Annotated in this window: 10 protein-coding genes; 6 read left to right on the top strand and 4 right to left on the bottom strand. The window is 34.8% G+C overall.

Annotated features, from left to right (window positions below; translation table 11 throughout):
- Positions 1-116 precede the first annotated feature (116 nt).
- The 6 genes from J7I42_RS31515 to J7I42_RS31490 all read left to right on the top strand — a co-directional run bounded on the left by J7I42_RS31515 (position 117) and on the right by J7I42_RS31490 (position 11,220).
- Positions 117-1,751, top strand: coding sequence for a hypothetical protein (locus J7I42_RS31515; protein WP_209143847.1), 1,635 nt, complete (start codon positions 117-119; stop codon positions 1,749-1,751).
- Entirely contained in the window at positions 1,735-3,576 is a 1,842-nt protein-coding gene (locus J7I42_RS31510; RefSeq protein ID WP_209143845.1) for a hypothetical protein, read from the top strand. The genes J7I42_RS31515 and J7I42_RS31510 overlap by 17 nt, the downstream gene beginning before the upstream one ends.
- A complete protein-coding gene (locus tag J7I42_RS31505; protein WP_209143843.1) occupies positions 3,573-4,457 on the top strand; it encodes a hypothetical protein in 885 nt (294 codons plus the stop codon). The genes J7I42_RS31510 and J7I42_RS31505 overlap by 4 nt, the downstream gene beginning before the upstream one ends.
- A 9-nt stretch (positions 4,458-4,466) precedes the next feature.
- Positions 4,467-9,677: a DEAD/DEAH box helicase gene (locus J7I42_RS31500; RefSeq protein WP_209143841.1), complete on the top strand. Its 5,211-nt coding sequence runs from the start codon at positions 4,467-4,469 to the stop codon at positions 9,675-9,677.
- Positions 9,678-9,835: 158 nt separating this feature from the next.
- Positions 9,836-10,546, top strand: coding sequence for a hypothetical protein (locus tag J7I42_RS31495; RefSeq protein WP_209143839.1), 711 nt, complete (start codon positions 9,836-9,838; stop codon positions 10,544-10,546).
- A 29-nt stretch (positions 10,547-10,575) separates the two neighbouring features.
- Positions 10,576-11,220 carry a hypothetical protein gene (locus J7I42_RS31490; protein ID WP_209143837.1) on the top strand — a complete coding sequence of 215 codons (645 nt, stop codon included), beginning with the start codon at positions 10,576-10,578 and terminating at the stop codon, positions 11,218-11,220.
- Positions 11,221-11,420: 200 nt separating this feature from the next.
- Here the strand turns inward: J7I42_RS31490 and J7I42_RS31485 are convergent, their stop codons facing one another.
- From J7I42_RS31485 to J7I42_RS31470, 4 genes are all read right to left on the bottom strand, one after another.
- Positions 11,421-12,680, bottom strand: a complete 1,260-nt coding sequence (locus J7I42_RS31485; RefSeq protein WP_209143835.1) for an SMEK domain-containing protein — start codon at positions 12,678-12,680, stop codon at positions 11,421-11,423.
- Positions 12,681-12,802: 122 nt separating this feature from the next.
- The gene (locus J7I42_RS31480; protein ID WP_209143833.1) at positions 12,803-15,436 is read right to left on the bottom strand and encodes an HsdR family type I site-specific deoxyribonuclease; all 2,634 of its coding nucleotides are present in this window, start codon (positions 15,434-15,436) and stop codon (positions 12,803-12,805) included.
- 20 nt (positions 15,437-15,456) lie between these two features.
- Positions 15,457-17,007, bottom strand: a complete 1,551-nt coding sequence (locus J7I42_RS31475; protein ID WP_209143831.1) for an N-6 DNA methylase — start codon at positions 17,005-17,007, stop codon at positions 15,457-15,459.
- The gene (locus tag J7I42_RS31470; RefSeq protein ID WP_209143829.1) at positions 17,004-17,582 is read right to left on the bottom strand and encodes a restriction endonuclease subunit S; all 579 of its coding nucleotides are present in this window, start codon (positions 17,580-17,582) and stop codon (positions 17,004-17,006) included. The genes J7I42_RS31475 and J7I42_RS31470 overlap by 4 nt, the downstream gene beginning before the upstream one ends.
- Positions 17,583-18,569 lie beyond the last annotated feature (987 nt).

Raw genomic sequence — 18,569 nt, 5'->3', positions numbered from 1 at the left:
AGATCATCTAAATTAAATTTTAGTTTAGGGAAAATGTTTATACTTTAAGCAGGCTATAACATCCCTAAACCAAATGGGTACCCACAAGCCTACCTGTTATTTACCTACATTATTGAATGTATAATGAGTTCAATAAATATATTTTTAATTCCTTCTTTGGGCCCAGTAACGTAGGTGAAAGCATCTGTCTATCAATTGATGATACTTTTATAAATAAATTTTGTCAATATAGGAATGTCGAGTTTTCGGTTTTTGAAACTTCTATCAAACAAAAATTAAGCTCAAACTGGGCTCCAGTTATTTCTTGCGGAAAAGAAGATATCCCAAATTATCTCGGACTGTTAGTGATGCAAGTTTATGCCGCCTATTTAATGCGTGACGATAACGAAATCTCTGAGAAAGCATATAATCCACGATTGATAGAGTTATTAGGGATAGAAAATATCTCAAGATTAAATATGCTTTATAGGGCTTATCAAGACACAGTATGGAGCAATTTTAGGAAATGGTGTATAACAAACGGTTATTTGGTAAATCTACCAGCTCCAAAAACAGGAAAAGGATGCAATATTCAATACCCTCTTTCACAGGCATTGTTGAACAAGGAGGATTTTAAATCATTATCTAGATTTTTTCACAAAAGGAAAATCAAACCGAAAGAACAGTTTAGTTATTCTACTTTTTGTAAACTTGTTTTCAAGATTAATAAAGGAGAAATTACTGCTCATTATGACCGGCTATACAATAGGCATTTGAAGGAAGGAACACTTGATTATCTGAATCAACAAGTATTCTCCTTTTATTGTAATTGGGATGGTAATATTGAAGGCACCTGCGCTATTTCTGAAAAAAACATTAACGGTAATTCTAGGAGTTCAGATAAAGTCGAGATTCAAAGTCAAATACTTGTAGTTGACCATGCAATAACGTCGGCCAGAATACTAAATGAATGGGATAACGAATTATACAAATTCAATATTTACGAAGAAGATTTTTTTCTGAACGTTAACTCGAAATATGACCTTCCTTATGATGGTGTTATTGTTTTTAAAAAAGATAAAGATTACAATGACTGGGTAGAAACAAGATTTGTAAATAAAAAAGATTGTTGCTTAATAATTATTGACAAAAGTACTTTTTCTAATAAAAATCTGAATGAAATCAGATGGGCTGCAGACAAAAATCATTCATATTCTCATCTTTATGCATTTGAAGTCAATCTTGCCGAATTATCACCCAATTCTCTTTATTTACTAGGAGAACATATAGATTTTGATTCTCAAACTTATTTTTCTGGTGGATTAAAATTACGAAGAAACGTATATATGAAAGGAGCAGGGCCAGAAATAGTATTTAATGGTCCTGTAGATGCCTGGCTAAATAGTGTCAGAGTTTTTGAAGCAAAAGACAGCTTAAAATATGATGCAACTGAATTGGAGGTAGGAGAATATGTACTTAAAGTAGAAAACGAAACACCTAAGCATTTTGCAATTCAAGATCCAATTTTCATCACAAGTAATAGTAAAGAAGGCTGGCAAATATCTAGGAATAATAAAAAATGGGATTTTAGTAAAAGTGAGCCCAATTTTCACGGATTATATTACTTAGGAGGGCAAAACTTGCAAAATAGTAGCTCCGAAATCAGGAATTGGATTAACAACATTATATTCACTAATAGAGAGAAATATAATGACTCACTTATTCTAATTGAAGAGGCAAAAAAACGTGCTAAATATGGAATCAAATTATAAGAATCACTATAAAGCTATTGGTTTTGTTGAAGAGATTTTGGGATTGGAGGTAAACCATGCCAGAGTCAGAGTCCTGGGCTTATATGATGAACAGGAGAAATTTAAGAAAGTGTCTGATCTACAAGCTTCGCAAATAATACAATCAGAAGGGATGGTTTTCTGGAGAGATTATCACAAATATAATAATGAGATAAAGCTTGGTGACTTTATCACTTTTAGCTGCCAATATAGTGAAGGCGAAACAAGAGCTGATAAGTATTATGTTGTAAGACCTGTAAAAAAACATAAAATCAAAATATATCAGGGGGATTCATCTATTATTAAAGATGAAAAGATTTTTAATTTTTGTGAACTGAATAAAGAATTTGGTGACAAAGACATCGATGGTAATTTTTACATCCTAATCGACAATAATCTTTATGGTATGATTAGGATTAATAATAGGAATGAAGTGGAATCTCAATCCGGTAAAACAATTAATGCATGGTATAATATAGAAAATGAAATTTTAAGCTATAACGGAAAAAGTGCTATTGTTAGCGATAGTCTTCGATATAGAGATGAAGAGCTCGACTTTATGGATAATAGACAACTTGTGGAATGGCTTAAGGAAAGAGTAAAAGAATTGAATGGTGATTTTTTTAAAAAGCTAGAAGTGCTTAATTGGCGAGGTGAATTTCGTGCCATATTTGAAAAGTTAAATCAAAGTTCTGTTGAAATAGATAGAATGAGAATAAAAAAGATTAGTAAGTTTCTTAACAATTGGGATTTGACAATCGAAGAAGTTAATTTTTTAGCAAACACCAATAAAACTTTTGCTGAAGATTTTAGAAGTGCTATTGAAAAACATAAAGAGCTATTAAAGCAAAACTATGAATTTGAGCTCGAAGCTCTAAAGGAACAGATAGTATTAGAAAAAAAACACGGAGATACGCATCAGCAAGAGTTAAAAAGTGAAATTGAAAACTTGATGAATCATCTGGCTCAACTCAAGGATCAAGAATCTACAATATTAAAAGGCCTAGAGCATATTCAAAATAACAAGAGCCGGTTAATAACCGAATTTCAATTTCTCCTTGATATTAAAAAGGACTCTACTTATTTAGACAATAGGGAAGTAAAAGGATTTGTAATAGAAGAAATTGCCTGCCCCTATAATGAAGATTTTATCATTAACAACAAATCCGATTTTGTTAAGCGCCTAAAATGCAATCTACATAATGCAAATATTGATAAAAAAATAGCGAGAAGATACATTGATTTATTTCTTTTATACGATTGCATTTTATTACCCAATCCATCATATGCCATTCCGCTAGTTGAAGCAATTGGAAACACCAAATTTATTTTCCAACAGGCGGAGGCCAATTGGATTACTTTTGAGCAACTCTGGATTAATGGCTTAAATGATTTATGGGCATCATGCTTTAGAAACCCTAACACAGTACATATATTTATTCTTGAGGATATAAATTTAGCCAGTATTGAATGTTATGGTAGGCCTCTGATGGACGTAATGAGAGGAATACGAAAGCAAATACCTTATGGAAAGATGCCGAAGCCAAAAAACTTAAAAATCCTAGGAACTGTGCTACCGCATAACTCGCCCAGAATTGGACTACCCATTTTTGAAGAGACTTACAAAAACTGGGGTTGTATTGGATTCGGTGCTCCACTGTTTGCCGCCGATAGTGAAATCCCACCCCATATTGATGGTTATGTAACTGCCGATTCATTAGAAAATATGAAAATTGCCAATGACATAGACCTCGAAGAATTACGATCTGATATAGCTAGGGAATTCGAATTAGTAGTCTCACTATGACTATAGATGTTCAAATACAACAATTGCTTCTTAATTGGATACGCCATCATGGTCGTCGAAAGTTGAATGATGTTAGATATGCTGTCAATATATTGGCTGAGCGCCATGGATTTAGTGGGTTAAATAATTTTTCAAAATTTTTTGTTCCATTACTGCAAATGGGATTTGTGGAATATTTAGGGGACGAGTTTTATGGGCCCGCAAATCCTTTAATTGTGCACAATGAATTTAATGATGTCGCAACTGGAATTAATCTGCCTGAAACCCTAATAATAAAAATAGACCAAAAGTTTTCGAAAGTTGAAGGCGGTCCATTTAATGTTTGCCGATTTCTAGCGTCAGCAAATCAGCTAAAAACCTTTTGTAGATGGAATAACTTGCTATTTCAATCTTCTAATATCGATAATATTCTTCCTGAATTTCCTAGTATTAAAGATGTAATACAGAGTTTTGAGAATACTACCTCGACTAACACTGCGTATCATTTCAATCTTAAAAATCGTAAGTGGGATCTTACAAATTATACAAGGAAGCCTGGTTTATATAAAACCTCTATAGAAACCTTTTCTAACCGCCTGTTTATAGATGATAAGGAAAATTGTTACAAAGTCCCGCCCCCAAAATATAACTCGGAGGCTAGTATGATAGCTAAATGTTATCAAGCAACCTTGGAGGATATTGATTATTTGAACTATAATGAAAATGACAAATTGTTACGTGTAAAATTTATAGAATTGCCGATATTAATAAGCAGAATGTTGTTGTTACCATCAGTATTCAATAGCTCATTTTATTGTGTTCCCATAAATGGAAGCGTAGTTTATGGCAACATTTCAAAAAAATGTTTCACCCAGTTAAAAAGAATTTTCCTTACTAAATAGACCCATATCATGAAAAATCCATTAAGTATTTGGCGCGAATTGAAAAATACATATCTTAAATATATAGACAGTGGTCTTTCTTTTCGTGAAGATGGATATATAAAAGAACGGAGAAGTTTGTATGAAGAAAATTCCGCGATTTGCCAGTCACCAATCATAGAGTTGGTTCCTCACTACGAAGAAATAGAAACGATTTATGAATTTTCTAAAGATCAAGGGATCGATTTGGAATTCTCAGAATTCGCAAAACAGGGCTTGTTTCCAGATTTTAAAGGTTTGCCGAGAAAATTGTATAAACACCAGGCAGAAGCCTTATTATATGCGCACATATTACGGAGACATATAATTGCCACTACTGGAACAGGTTCAGGTAAAACTGAATGTTTTTTATTACCCGTTATAGCTGATTTGATCAAAGAATCGAAAAATTGGGGTGAGACTAGAGTGAGGGCTGTAAGGACTCTCATTCTTTATCCCCTCAATGCTTTAGCAGAAGACCAAATGATCCGATTAAGAAAGTCATTAAACAGTAAACTCAATAATGGTGGAGGGGCACTAAATTGGCTAGATGCGAATCGAGACGGACATCGATTTTATTTTGGAAGATATACTGGAAAAACACTTGGGAGTGGCAAAAAAGATCGAAATAAGATTAAACAAAAATTAGATAAATTGAAAGCAGACTGGGATGACGCTGTAAAAAGATATGAAAGCGACATTGAATTCGAGGACCAGTTGTATTATATCACTTGCATGGATGGCGATACTGCCGAAATGTGTGATAGATGGTCTATGCAAGAGAACCCGCCAGATATTCTTATTACAAACTATAGCATGTTAAACATAATGCTAATGCGAGAGTATGAAGAGAATATTTTTACTTCTACAAAGAAGTGGCTTGAGGAAGATAAGAATAATGTTTTTCATTTGGTTATTGATGAGATGCACACGTACAGAGGTACTGCTGGAACGGAAGTAGCCTACTTACTACGCCTTCTATTATTAAGATTGAACCTGGATCCTAATTCGAGCCAAATTCAATTCCTTGCTTCCAGTGCGTCAATGCAAGAAACAGAGAAAACAAAAGATTATATCTGCGGATTCTTTGGATTTGATAGGATGATGTATGATGATCAATTTCATATGCTTATCAATCCTGACCACCTAACTGTTGAAAAGCCGGATATTGAATTACCCACAGAGCAATTGAAAACTTTGGCACAGTGCAATTATTTAACAGAGAGTAATAGAAGTGAACCCGACCTCAATGCTTTTATTCAATCCGTAGGAAGCAGTTCTTTATCAGATGTATGTACGAAATATTCTTTGCAAGATTGGTTAAAATATGGATTGCAGAGCGAAAGTGGTAAACTGGTAGCTAAGAGTTCTTATTCGTTATCAAGACTACTATTTGGAGAAACAGATAATGCGGATACTGCACTAGAAGGCCTTTTGTTGCTTTTAGGAAAAGTCAAAGAACAAACAGGTGCGAACATTCAATCTATTAGGAGTCATTTCTTTTTTAGAAACTTAGATGGATTATGGGCTTGTTCTAATGAACATTGCACAGCTGTAGATGTACAGTACAAATGGGATAATAGAAAAGTTGGTAAGTTATATAAGACCCCGCGTTCTTATTGCCTATGTGGCAGTAAAGTGCTAGAGGTAATTATCTGCCGTAATTGTGGTGAGATATTTCTTGGGGGCTTCTTAGTTGAGGAAAATAGAGATTATTTTTTAGTAAATGAAAAACCCATCGATATCGATTCGCCTTACTGCGTTATATGGCCCTTTCCTGTTGGCCAGTCTCAAAAGGACAACTCCCATTGGAGAAACCACACATATAATTCTACCAATGGTGAAATCATATTTGAGCGAGGGAATATAGCTGTCTTTGGCCCTGAAAATGATTATAAAGGAATATATCCGAATTGCTGTCCTAAGTGTGACGTCAAGGTTAATATTGACGATAACGAAACCTATCGCTTACCTCTAACTAAACACTCTACTGGTGTTCAGAAAGTAAATCAGGTACTTGCGGATGCTCTAATGCGTATAATGCGTGAAAATGGCATTAATAAGCCTAAGCTTGTATTGTTTTCGGATAGTCGGCAGGCTGCTGCTAAGCTCGCGGCAGGTATAGAGCTAGATCATTACAGGGACGTGCTACGACAAATTATGCTCAGCTCGTTAGAAAGTGAGGATGACAATAAGCGAATTTTGGAAAAATATAGAAAAGACAAAAAAAGTTTGAGTAAGGAAGAAAATGATGTTCGTATAGAATTAAAAAAGGATGAATATTACGGAAAAATAGTTGCAAAGATTTCTGATGAAATATATGAAGACGCAACTGAGCAGGATATTAAAGACATAGAAGAATTCTTTGAGACAAGATCACTTACAGATATCAAGATGATTGAAAAAAAGGTTTCATCGTCCTTGTTAAAAATAGGGGTTAATCCCGCGGGTCCCTATCCTGCCTATTTTTCAGATCATGGCACAGATTGGAAGGAGATTATTGATTGGAATTCTTTTGAACCCGATAGTAGAGGATATAATAGTAGTTTTTACAAAAGAATAATAGCAAAGTGTAACGCTGAACAGTTAATAACCTTATTTGCTCATAAAAATAGATCATTTGAAGCATTAAAACTAGGCTACATTACAGCAAATATAAATACAGAGGGAGAAATATTTAGTCAATATTTAGATGTAGTCATAAGAGTTTTAGGAGAGAGTTGGAAGATTGCAGGGTATGATTCGAAATTTAGTTCAGATTCTTTTCCTCAAAGAGTTTGGGATTTTACAGGAAAAGTTTTTAAAAAAGGGAGAAGAGATAGATCAACCATTGATAAATTAACAAAAATATTAAGAACTAGAGGGATTATATCCGAAACAGTAAAAGAGCTAACAGGCAAAGGATTATTTTTTAAGAAATCGTCAATTGGTGATTCCGTTTGGACCTGCACAAATTGTAAGACGATACATTTAAATCCTTCATGTGGTATTTGCTCTAATTGCTTAGATCCATTACCTTCTTTTGCAACAATAACAGCACAGGAACTTGCAAGTCCGGATGATTATTACACTTACCTAGCCACTAAAACAACTCCATACCGGTTGCATTGTGAGGAATTGACCGGACAAACTTCCAAAGACGACAGCTCTAAAAGGCAACGGTTATTTCAAGGATACTTTTCTGAGAACGAAAACCCTGTTGTTGATGAAATCGATTTGTTAAGTGTGACTACTACCATGGAAGCAGGAGTTGATATTGGCTCACTATTAGCAGTCATGATGGGAAATGTTCCTCCTCAACGTTTTAATTATCAGCAGCGCGTTGGTAGGGCAGGAAGGCGAGGCAACTTTATGTCTATCGCATTGACAGTCGCAAAAGGAAATAGCCACGATCAAACACACTACAACCAAACAGAGCGAATGGTTTCAGCAACTCCTAGAGATCCATACTTGGAAATGAAAAGTAAAGAAATAGCTGAAAGGATGGTTGTAAAGCAGGTATTATATAATTCATTTGTATCGATAGAGCACTCAAATGTGGAATTAGATAATGTGCATGGCAATTTTGGTACTGGCGCTCAATGGAAATACAACAAAAAGCATGTTGCCAATTGGATTTCAAAAAATCCTATATTGATTACTAAAATAATAGAAGTTGTAACAAAGGGTAGTGCACTGGTTGAGCAAAGAAATAAAATATTTGATTTTATCAATAACCAACTTATTAATGAAATTGATATAATATGTGAAAATAAAAAGAGCTATCCTCAAAAAGCATTAAGTGAAAAGCTTGCAAATGCTGGTCTCCTCCCTATGTTTGGATTTCCTACACGTGTAAGACCTTTATACCATACCATACCATTGGATTTACCAGCAGTAGATATTGTTGATAGAAACCTAGATATAGCAATAAGTGCTTTTGCACCTGGAAGTGAAACTGTGAAAGATAAACAAGTATTTAAATCTATCGGGTTTTTAACTTATGAAAAAGATTTTCAAGGAAAAATTAAACCGATTGATGGTCGCAATGTCCTTGATGCCAAAATTCAAGTTTGTTCGAACTGTAATTATATAACAACAAAAGAGATACCAATAAAAGTATGCCCTGTTTGTGAATCTGTTGAAATAAGAATAAGTAATGTATGTTCTCCATTAGGATTCTGTGTTGATTTTAACGCTGATCCAAAAGATTTTAATGGCCGTTTTGACTGGTCTCCAACCACCGGTGAGGCAAGATTAGATTGCGAAGAAAGCCTCATTGAGCGTCCTGCGATTAAAAATCTAATAATTCGAATTAATAAAATTCCTACACAAGGTCTGGTTCATCAAGTTAATGACAATGGAGGAAAATTTTTTAAAGTTGGAAAACTTCCCGGCTCAGAAATTTGGTGTACTAAGGATTCATTGGATATTAAAATACAAGAACGAGTAATTCTGCAAAACGAAGATAATTATTCTCTTATATCTTCAAAAAATACTGGAGTTTTAACTGCTCGTATCCAAACTCATCCTAGTGATATATGTCTAGACGCTTTAATTAGTAATCCGGATAGGGCGGCTATAAAATCGGCATACGTGTCTTGGGGATATTTGTTGCGTAAGGCAATTTGCGATTATTTAGATATAGAATCGAATGAAATCGACGTTGGTTTTCACATAAATAAGGAAAAGATGCCGGAGGTTTTTATAGTCGAAAAGTTGGAGAATGGAGCAGGTTACTGTAATTATTTAAGTGGCAATATATATCCTGAAATACCCGCGGAAGCCTTAGTAGCTCCTTTGCAAAAAGGACCAGGGGGAAAGATATATGACTTATTGAATAGTAAACATAAAGATCACTGTACAGGTTCTTGCTATGATTGTATACGAGATTTTTATAACCAAAAATATCATTCTATTCTTGATTGGCGGTTAGGATTGGATTTGGCTCGTTTATCATATAATAGTAACGCTGAAATTGGATTTGGTACTGAATATTGGTCTGCTCACTATCGCAATGTGTTAGACCAATTCAGTATTAGAATGAATGGTACCAAAATAGAAGTTGAAGATGATATATATGTAGTAGAGAATAAAATTAATAAATGGCTTATTTCACATCCTTTTTGGAGTGTAAAAAAAATAGATAACTTAAAAAAGAAGTACGGCCTGGAATGTGAATCTCTTACTATTTTTCATGCATTGAGAAAGGCTAAAATGTAAAATGTATAACAATTCTTACAAAAAGATGTTAGAGTTTTACCCAACTTGAAAGTGATCAATTCCAATGAAGTGAATACGAGTCCTGGTAATCTTGGCAATGCTTGTAGTGGCCCATCAATATAAAATCCTGGTAAGCATCACCCCAAAAAAATTAATAAATGAATGTAGAATTTACAAAGTATCTTTTTTCGCGCAACTGGAAAGATCTGAGAATTGCTTTAAATGAACGCAAGGACAATTTCCGAATTAGAAAACCTACTACCCAACAAAACGTACTTCTTGAAAAATTAGAAACTAGACCAGAACTTATTGTTCTAGTTGACGAGTTTCAGTCGCGAACTGAAATGGTTGTAAATGTTTCAAAATTGAGGGCGCCAACTTTAAAAATAAATTTATTTTTCTATGATGGACAAAACGACAGAACTAAAAAAGTTATTTCAATTGCATCTGGATGGAGGCACTATTTCAATCTATCCTTTAAACAAATCATTTTCCTACTGATTTCTTTTTGTTGTATCAATACATTAATCGCTCAATCAAAATCGGAAGATGAATGGGCAAAAATTTATCGTCCACAGGAATGGAAAGCAACCGATTATGTGGCCTTGATAGACTCAATCAAGTTCAAGCCAATGAAAAATATGAAGAATCATTCGGTCAGAGATATTAAAGCCGCAATTTTGAGTCTTAATTCCGACGATATAAGACAAATGAATATAACAGGTTCATACTATTGTTCGGTTAAACATGAAGAAATGTTTCAGTTATGGAATTTATATTTTCCACCAATAAGCAAATCATTTTGGAATATAAATTGTAAAGGCCTTATAACTCTTATGGATTTGGATGGATATATAATCAAACAGTAACTAGGTTTTTTAACGTTCAAACCAAATTTATGACAGAACCAGTTTTATTTACCATAAACGCATTAGATAAAATACAACAACCTTATTTTGGGATTGATTGGTGGGGGCAAGGTCGGCTTAACTCTGTAAATGCAAATGAGCAAACGCACAAAGCTGCATTTAGACATTGGGAAAGAGTTTTCACCTACGAATTGTATTATAAGATTAGAAAGATGATTGATGAAAAAATTGGTAAAGGTGAAAATGCCGATTACTGGAATAAAGTAATGCTTCAAGGGGAACTTCAAAAAAAGGAATTAGAAGAAATGTCATTATCTGAGCTGGATCTTGAACAACTTGAAAAGGAGTACATTCCTGATTTCATATTTCATCAAATAGAAACATCTCTATATCAGGAGCTTATTATTGAGGTAAAGACGAAGCCCAATATGACTTTCTCAAACTTTAAAGATGACTTATTTAAAATTAATCAATTTATTAAGAGATATAAATTCAAAGAAGGGATGTTTATTGCTGCAAATAACGAGTTCAAACATATTGAGGAACAAATTAAAGCCAACAATGCTTATATTAATATTGACACCGAAACAAAACAGAATATTTATATTGTTACTCGAAAGGATGAAAAAGATACTTCTAAATATAAAACCCTTAAGGAAATAACTTCCAGTTAATAACTAAGGCTTCGCTTTTGGGCAAGAAACCAGATTAGCTCGTGTTGTTAACTGAATTTATCAATTATATTTACCTTTTATGTTACTTGATCTGCCTAGTGTAGAAGTCCTTTGTTAGCCAAATTAAGAATCAGTAATGATGTCTGAGTTAAATGTATACGCGGTATTTCGTATGGTGCACCACTATTCGTTTCGGCATTCTATTGTATTGAATAATCGTTTATACCAAGTGCGCTTTTGAGATTGTTAATGACATATTCTGTTTGATCTTGCAGAATTGTTATAAAAGGGTCTCCTATTCTCAATCTAGTTTCATTGTTGATGAAGGCATGCATGATTTCCTGAAGCAATTCTGTAAGAGTGGATGAATGAACATTTGTAATTGATTTTGTAAACGTAAAGGGACTCTCCAATGTGTAACTGTGAAATGACTTTGTTAGAACGAGTGAATCAGTTGGGAGGAAGTAAACTACTGCATTCGTCTTCATTACAATGGTTACTTCAATTTCGAAATTTCCTTTTGCTAATTTGCTGAAAAATAAAATAGTCGTTAGCAAAGAGATCATTTCAAATTTAAGATTTGTTAAGATGTTACCATTGGTGTAGTCCGCTTTTTCAATACTGATGGACGACGGTTCCAATAGCATAGCGTGGCCATAAAAATAATTGGCGGCGTGCGTTGTTTGTAATCTTTGCTGGTATTGTATCTGTTTGTTCGATTGTGATTGCCTTATGGCTTCATTGAACGTCGGGAGGCATTGAAATCTGAGCGTTGGGTGCAGTAAGAAGGCATTTAACTTATTATAAATAGTCGGTACCGATACTGTTTCTGTTTTTATTACGACTTGGCTGCGCCAAAAACTATAAGCCGTCATTTTACTTTCATGCAATGAAGCGTCAATATCCAAAATAACTTTTTCTTCAGTTGGTTTGTTCTCCCGTATGGATTCAATCACTCCCTGCACTTCTAATTTGATGTAGTCATGTAAGGCTTTCAGTTGTGAAGGCCCAAGATGCTCAATCTTTTTTAGCAAGTCATTAATATCCAGAATATTGCTTTCGGGAGAAAAGGAAAAATTTGGTTCGGTTAAAGTCTTTAAAGTATAAGATGTCTGCTTTTTCGTAAGGATAAAAATGTTTATTTGTTTGAAGGTTTGATAGTGTTTATACTTTATGCAGGTCGATAAGGTGTTATCCACCTTTTCAGAACTTTTCGTAGTCGTAATTTGAAAGGCAACTCCCTCGCCTGCGTCTCCCAGATCAAGACCAGGGAAATTCATCTTTCCCTTATTGAGATTAATTAATTCATAGTTGTAAGCCACATTCAAGATGCGCATGATGAATTTTTCTGACTGCTTATTGATGTCAGTTAAGCCAAGTGCTGAAAACGTTTGCACCTCTGATCTAAAATTATTCAGCATCGATACGATCTCTTCAAAGAATTTCCCCGTTGTCAGCATTTGGTTTATTATTGATGATTGTTAAATGGTAATGTTTCTTTTGTTATTGCCTTTTTAAATTTCCTTTCGACTTCCTTACACCAAAAGGGTATTTACAGAGACTCCTCTTTTCATGTATAGAATTAATCTTTGCTATTAACTAATAATAAGCTTGCAGATTTAATAAAACTCTCTATCAGGTCATCAATTTCGTTGAAGCTAAGTTTGACATCGTGTTGTTTGTTGAGCATTATTAAAATATCTTCCACCTCATTCTGCATGTCCCTTCGTGACTTCGCATTTGATTGCCAGTCGCGAATAGCCAATGACTTTAAGGAGGTAGATATCGATTCGGAATATTGAGTTAATTGCTGATCTTTGATTCTTGTTTTTTTCTTGAAAGCTTGTTTTAATAGCTCAAGAATGATAGAGGTTAACAGGTCATTCTCCTTGTAAACCAACGTCTCCTTTTTTTCACTTAAAAGATTGTCTACTGTTTGGGTTAATGAGCGAGAACTCTCTGTAGACGCGGTCTGCATCTCTTTTAATGCGTTCCATAATAGTGATAATCGCTCTTTATATCCTTTGATTTCAAGAGAAGGCGATGAATCTAGGTTGTAAGAATTTAGCTTTATTATTTCTTCACATTTCAATAATTTACTTAGATACAACTCTTCTAATTCAACTTTCGGCATTTTGTTATATCTGATGCGTCGTTTTATTTTTTCCGTATTCCCAAGAAGCACATTTTTTATATTTTCAATATCAGTAAAATGAAGTTCTAATTGTTGTAACTCTTTTTCCACAGGTATAATCATTTCTTTTGGCTGATTATATGCTTCTAAAGCTTTTGTCAACTGGTTCATTACACCAACATAGTCCACTACGCGGCCGTACATTTTTCCTGGATAAAGCCGTGATATACGTCCGATGGCTTGTAATAAATAAGTCCCCTGGAGATATTGGGTTAAGTAAAGCGTATTAATAAGGGTCCCGCTTGATTCAGACAATAGCATATTGCAAACAATGACCAGTTCGAGTTCGTTAGTTGTTGATTGTATTTGTTGTAGAACTTCTTGTTTATTGAACTGCTGAATATTATGATACGAATCCTCCTCGTCCCATGCGTTGGTAGTGTCTGAAATTAAGAGCTGTGAATTGATTTGCTGATCAGTACCTTTTAAGCTGTCAAAATATCGTTTGTACTCTATTGCTACCTGCCTTGAGGGAGCTACAAGAATGGCTTTAAAGGGTGTTCCCTTATTACAAGCATAAAAATGTTTGATAATATCATCCGCAATGGTATGAATAGTTTTTTCCTGGGATTGCAGGAAGAGGCTTCTATCCCGTTTTTTCCAGGTTTTCTTTATTTCATCAGGATTATATTCATCTACCTTATTCAGCGAAAAATGATGAGAGCGATTTTCATAAATTGTAGGAAGTATGATATTATTATCCACCGCATTTTGCAGGGAAAGCAAATGGATCAATTCACCTGAAATAATATGAGGGGGTAGTTTATTTTGGATTGGAAAGCTTGTGAATCCGATAAAACATGCATCTGGAAATAATCTTTTAATTGTTTGACCCAATACGCCTGAATATCCCCTATGAACCTCATCAACCAATATGAACAAATCTTGACGGTCAGTTAAAGCTGATGATAAATTATCAGTGTTATAGAATTTTTGGGAGTTTGTGATGATAATCGGCGCCTCACTTATCAATAAATTCAAAAGCGATTGGAGGGAATTGGCGCTGGAAATAGGTAAACCAAAAGATAGGAAATTATGCAGAAACTGGTTTTCTAATTCTACCCTGTCGGTTATAATCAATATTTGTGAACGTACAATGCTTCTGGCTTGAAGTAAATATTGCGCCAGAAACATCATGGTTCTTGTCTTTCCAGAACCTGTAGGATGCGCAATATAGCCTCCTCTTTTCGGATCCCCCTGGTTATATAATTGAATTCTTTTTAATACACTTACCACTGCTTCTACCTGGTACCAGGTTGCTGGCACTCTTTGCGCATCACTGGTAAGGATAAAATGATTTATATAAGTTAATAGCTTTCGAGGAGCACATAAGTCGTATAATGCGTCTTTTAATTCAGTCGCATTATTTTTACCAGGGGCACGCCACTGATGCCAATAATTGGTATTAGCGTTTGTGGTATTATACCTTAAATGGTCTGAATTTATTAACAACAAGAGCTGGGCAAAAGAGAGAGGGGTACTTTTTTGTTGTTGATTATTTAGGCTTTCTAATTTATTAAAAATGCTTCCATCTGAACTTGGGGATTTAAAATTGATCAGAATTATCGGAATTCCGTTTACAAAAAGGGCGAGATCTATTCGTATAATTTCTTCGCCAAAAGCAGCTTCGAACTCACTAACAAAATGAAAGGTATTATTGTCAATATTATTCCAGTCAATGTATTGGATAATTACTCTTTTGCTACCTGATTCTACGAACTCAAGCTGGGAATTTCCGTGCAATAGCCAATTGTAAATTTTACTATAGTTATTAGGACGTACATATTTGAGTGCTAAATATGCTTCTTCAATACTGTATTTTGAAAACGTTTGTAGGATGTCTGAAGCTAAAAAGGCGTTAAGTTTAAGGAGCTGTGATTCTAATATGCTTTCCAGGAAAGGAGACGAATTATTTCCTCTTCTGGCCTGATTTACATCAGCCGAAGACAACGATACATAGCCCATCTTTTTCAATTGGTTAAATGTATGTTGACGTATATCTAATTCTTTCAGGTCTGTCATTTGTAAGTACTGGTACTGTTTTAAATACCGAGTAATTGGAAATTATTTTTAATGCCTATTCTGACTTCTTCCAAACTTTTCCTCAACTCTACGATCTTAAGTTCAAGTTCCATACAATTAATGCTTTCTTTGTTGTCAGTGTTTGTTGGAATGTACATCGGAACATAGAAGCTAAAATTGTGATTTGATACATCTTCAGGAGAAACGACAGTACTATTAGAAATCTCGGTTGAAGTAGTTGAACCTGTATTTTTGAAATTATCGTAAGTAGAATAAATATGCTCGATATCTATTTCCCTTAATCTGTTTTGCCGTTTGTCGACTTCAAACTCCTTGCTGGCGTCAACAAAAAGAATATTTTTCTTTTCTCCTCTATTTTTGTCCAATATAATTATTGCACAAGCGAGCTTAGTATAAAAGAACAAATTGACCGGAAGCATAATTACAGCATCCAAAATATTGTTTTCAACTATAGCTTGTCGAATTAGTCGTTCCTTACCTTCCCTGAATAATAAACCGGTCGGAATGATTACTCCGATTCGTCCTTCTGAAGAAGTTGTGCTAATCATATGCTGAATATAAGCCCAGTCTCCTTTCATTTCTGGAACCAATCCCCACTTAAACCTTTTAAACACATCATTTTTTGCCTCCTCATATCCCCAATTTTGAATATTCCAAGGGAGGTTTGATAAAACAATATCAAATTTTATTAGTTCTCCGTTTTCTGCCTTTAATGGATTGCGGATAGGGTCGCTTAAGGATATCTGTGCACCATCCAGTTCTCGGATTAATAATCGTATTCTAGCCAGATATGTAGCAGCTGCTTGGGCTTCCTGGCCATAAAGCGCAAAGTTTCCTGATGGGTTGTTCTCATCATCAGTTACAGCAGCTGCAGCTTCAATAAGTAAAGAACCGGCTTTGCAAGAAGGATCATATATGCGGCATCCACTTTTGGGGTTGAGTAGCTTTATTACCAAACGGCCAAGATTAGCAGGGGCGTAATGTTGTTCTGCTGCTGAACTATTAGTTTGGTTCAACCAACGAGACCATATATACTCTAATAATAGTTCGGCGTCCACCGCCTGATCAGTAATTTCCGATGCCAAGGTCATTTTTCCAACGACATCTACTAAATTAACGAGGAATTTTGGCCAATCTGCAATAGAGGTACCAACGTGAGTTGCGTTATTAAAATCAACGGACCGAAGTAGCCCTCCAAGCATTTCTTCATTGGCCAGTTCAATCGATGACGTAATCTGATTTAACAACGTACCTGCATTAAGAGGGTAGGCATTTATTTTTTTATGCAGGCTTGTAAAATCTGTGTCCGGAGGAAGGACAAAACGCTCTCGTTTCATCTTACGATTAATTACGTCCATATCATTTTTGTGCACACGCTCATAATGTCGGCGTCTGCATTCAAGATAATCGTTAACATATTTTAGCAACACAACTGATAATACACAAAGCCCAGTATGATTATCATTAAAATGCTGAAATCTTCTGCGAAGAGCGGAAATACCGTATACAGCTTCTTTGGAAACCATTTCATTGTGAGAGAGGTGTTTCAAGCAGTGTATCGTTTTAGAAATTGCAAAAAATGTATATCCATTAAACGACTTTCTTTTTCAATAAGCTCTTGTTGTATTGACCGTAATTTGATTCTTTCCCGATATAATTCTCCTAAAATGAACTGTTCTTCATTTTTAGGAATTGGTATCTGAAGTTCTTGAATAACCTTAATGGGAAGGTTCAATACCGTTGTGCCGGCTTTCCTGGATAACAAATATGTTTGGGTGGCTTCCTGTTGCAGATACCAGGCTAGGAAATAAGGATCTAGCTTTCCTGAGGTCGTTCGGATTATTACAAATGCAGAGCTCGCAATTATATGCGGCAAGTCATCATTAATTACCATGACTGGCGTGTTTTTTCCTTTGGCAAGAATCAAAAGGTCTCCTTTAAGCAGGAGATATTTACCCCCAATATTTCCGTCGATTCTCGTCGCCATATCAAAAAAAAAGGAATTGACTAATGGGTTAATATCCCTGGGTTGAAGGATGGCGTATTCACCATTGTCAGAATCGTTTATCTGAAATCGTGGGGTATAGCCAAAAAAAATATCTGCATACTTATTAAGTCTATCCATTGACAAGAAGTTGTAATCATTTCAAAATTAATGAATATTATTGGGTGTAGTCAAAATTTATTATTTATGATGACGTTGTATGGGATTATACGTTTTATTATTGCCGTCATATTTTTGGACATCTTTTCTCTTTTGGTAGTTTATATAATTGATTATTAGTTAAATATGCTTTATGCGCTGCCAATTTTCAAGTGATGGTTTAGATATTATATAGTTTGATCGATCTAACAGGTGCCAATTGGCTTGGCCAGCTGATCCTGCTAAATACTGTTCTCAAATTTTCATGGGTTGCAGATCATTGTATTTATCTCTCGCCCCAAATAGAATATCGGGAAAAGCGATCTTGACAGGTGTATTTACATGATATGATAAGCGGATATGGATGAGAATAAGTTCCATCACGACTAAAGGGTATTACCAATATGTCCACCTAAAGGTGATCGGCCGCTAATGGGAGCAAGAACATTCCCATCTTGTTTAGCAATTTTACGCTGAATAGAGTTAATTCCACGGAGATAAAGAAATGTGACTATATCATATTGATAGATTACCCTTCTTCTTTTTTTGGCAAATGTTTGTCTGCTAATGACTTAAGTTGAAAAATGCGTAGAAGCAGTGTCTTTGTTTGGTTCGACAATCTGCCGGCGGACTCCACGAAGTTATAAAACCCGCTCTGGCAGCGGGTTTTTGCGTTTTAGGAATTCGAATTGCTTTTATGTATATATTTTACTCCTGTAAAATGAATTAATTATTGGTTCGAGTCCGCTAGGTCGCATGTATATAAATCTCTGCAGGTATGTTTCGTACTACATAACGTTATCCGATTATTGCCAGGCTTAATTTCTCCTTCCCGTCTAATATTTCGGATTTCCTGGAACGATACCTAAATATCTTTGATAGTTCCGATTCAGATATATTCAACTGTATTTCTGGCTCAAATTTGAGTATTATTGGGCTTAATAAGTCCGATTTTGAGTTTAATTACCA

The sequence above is a fragment of the Niastella soli genome, from assembly GCF_017742245.1.
In the GTDB taxonomy this organism is placed as follows: Bacteria; Bacteroidota; Bacteroidia; order Chitinophagales; family Chitinophagaceae; genus Niastella; species Niastella soli.
Note: the sequence above shows the minus strand (reverse complement) of the source record. Positions and strands in the feature narration are given on the sequence as shown.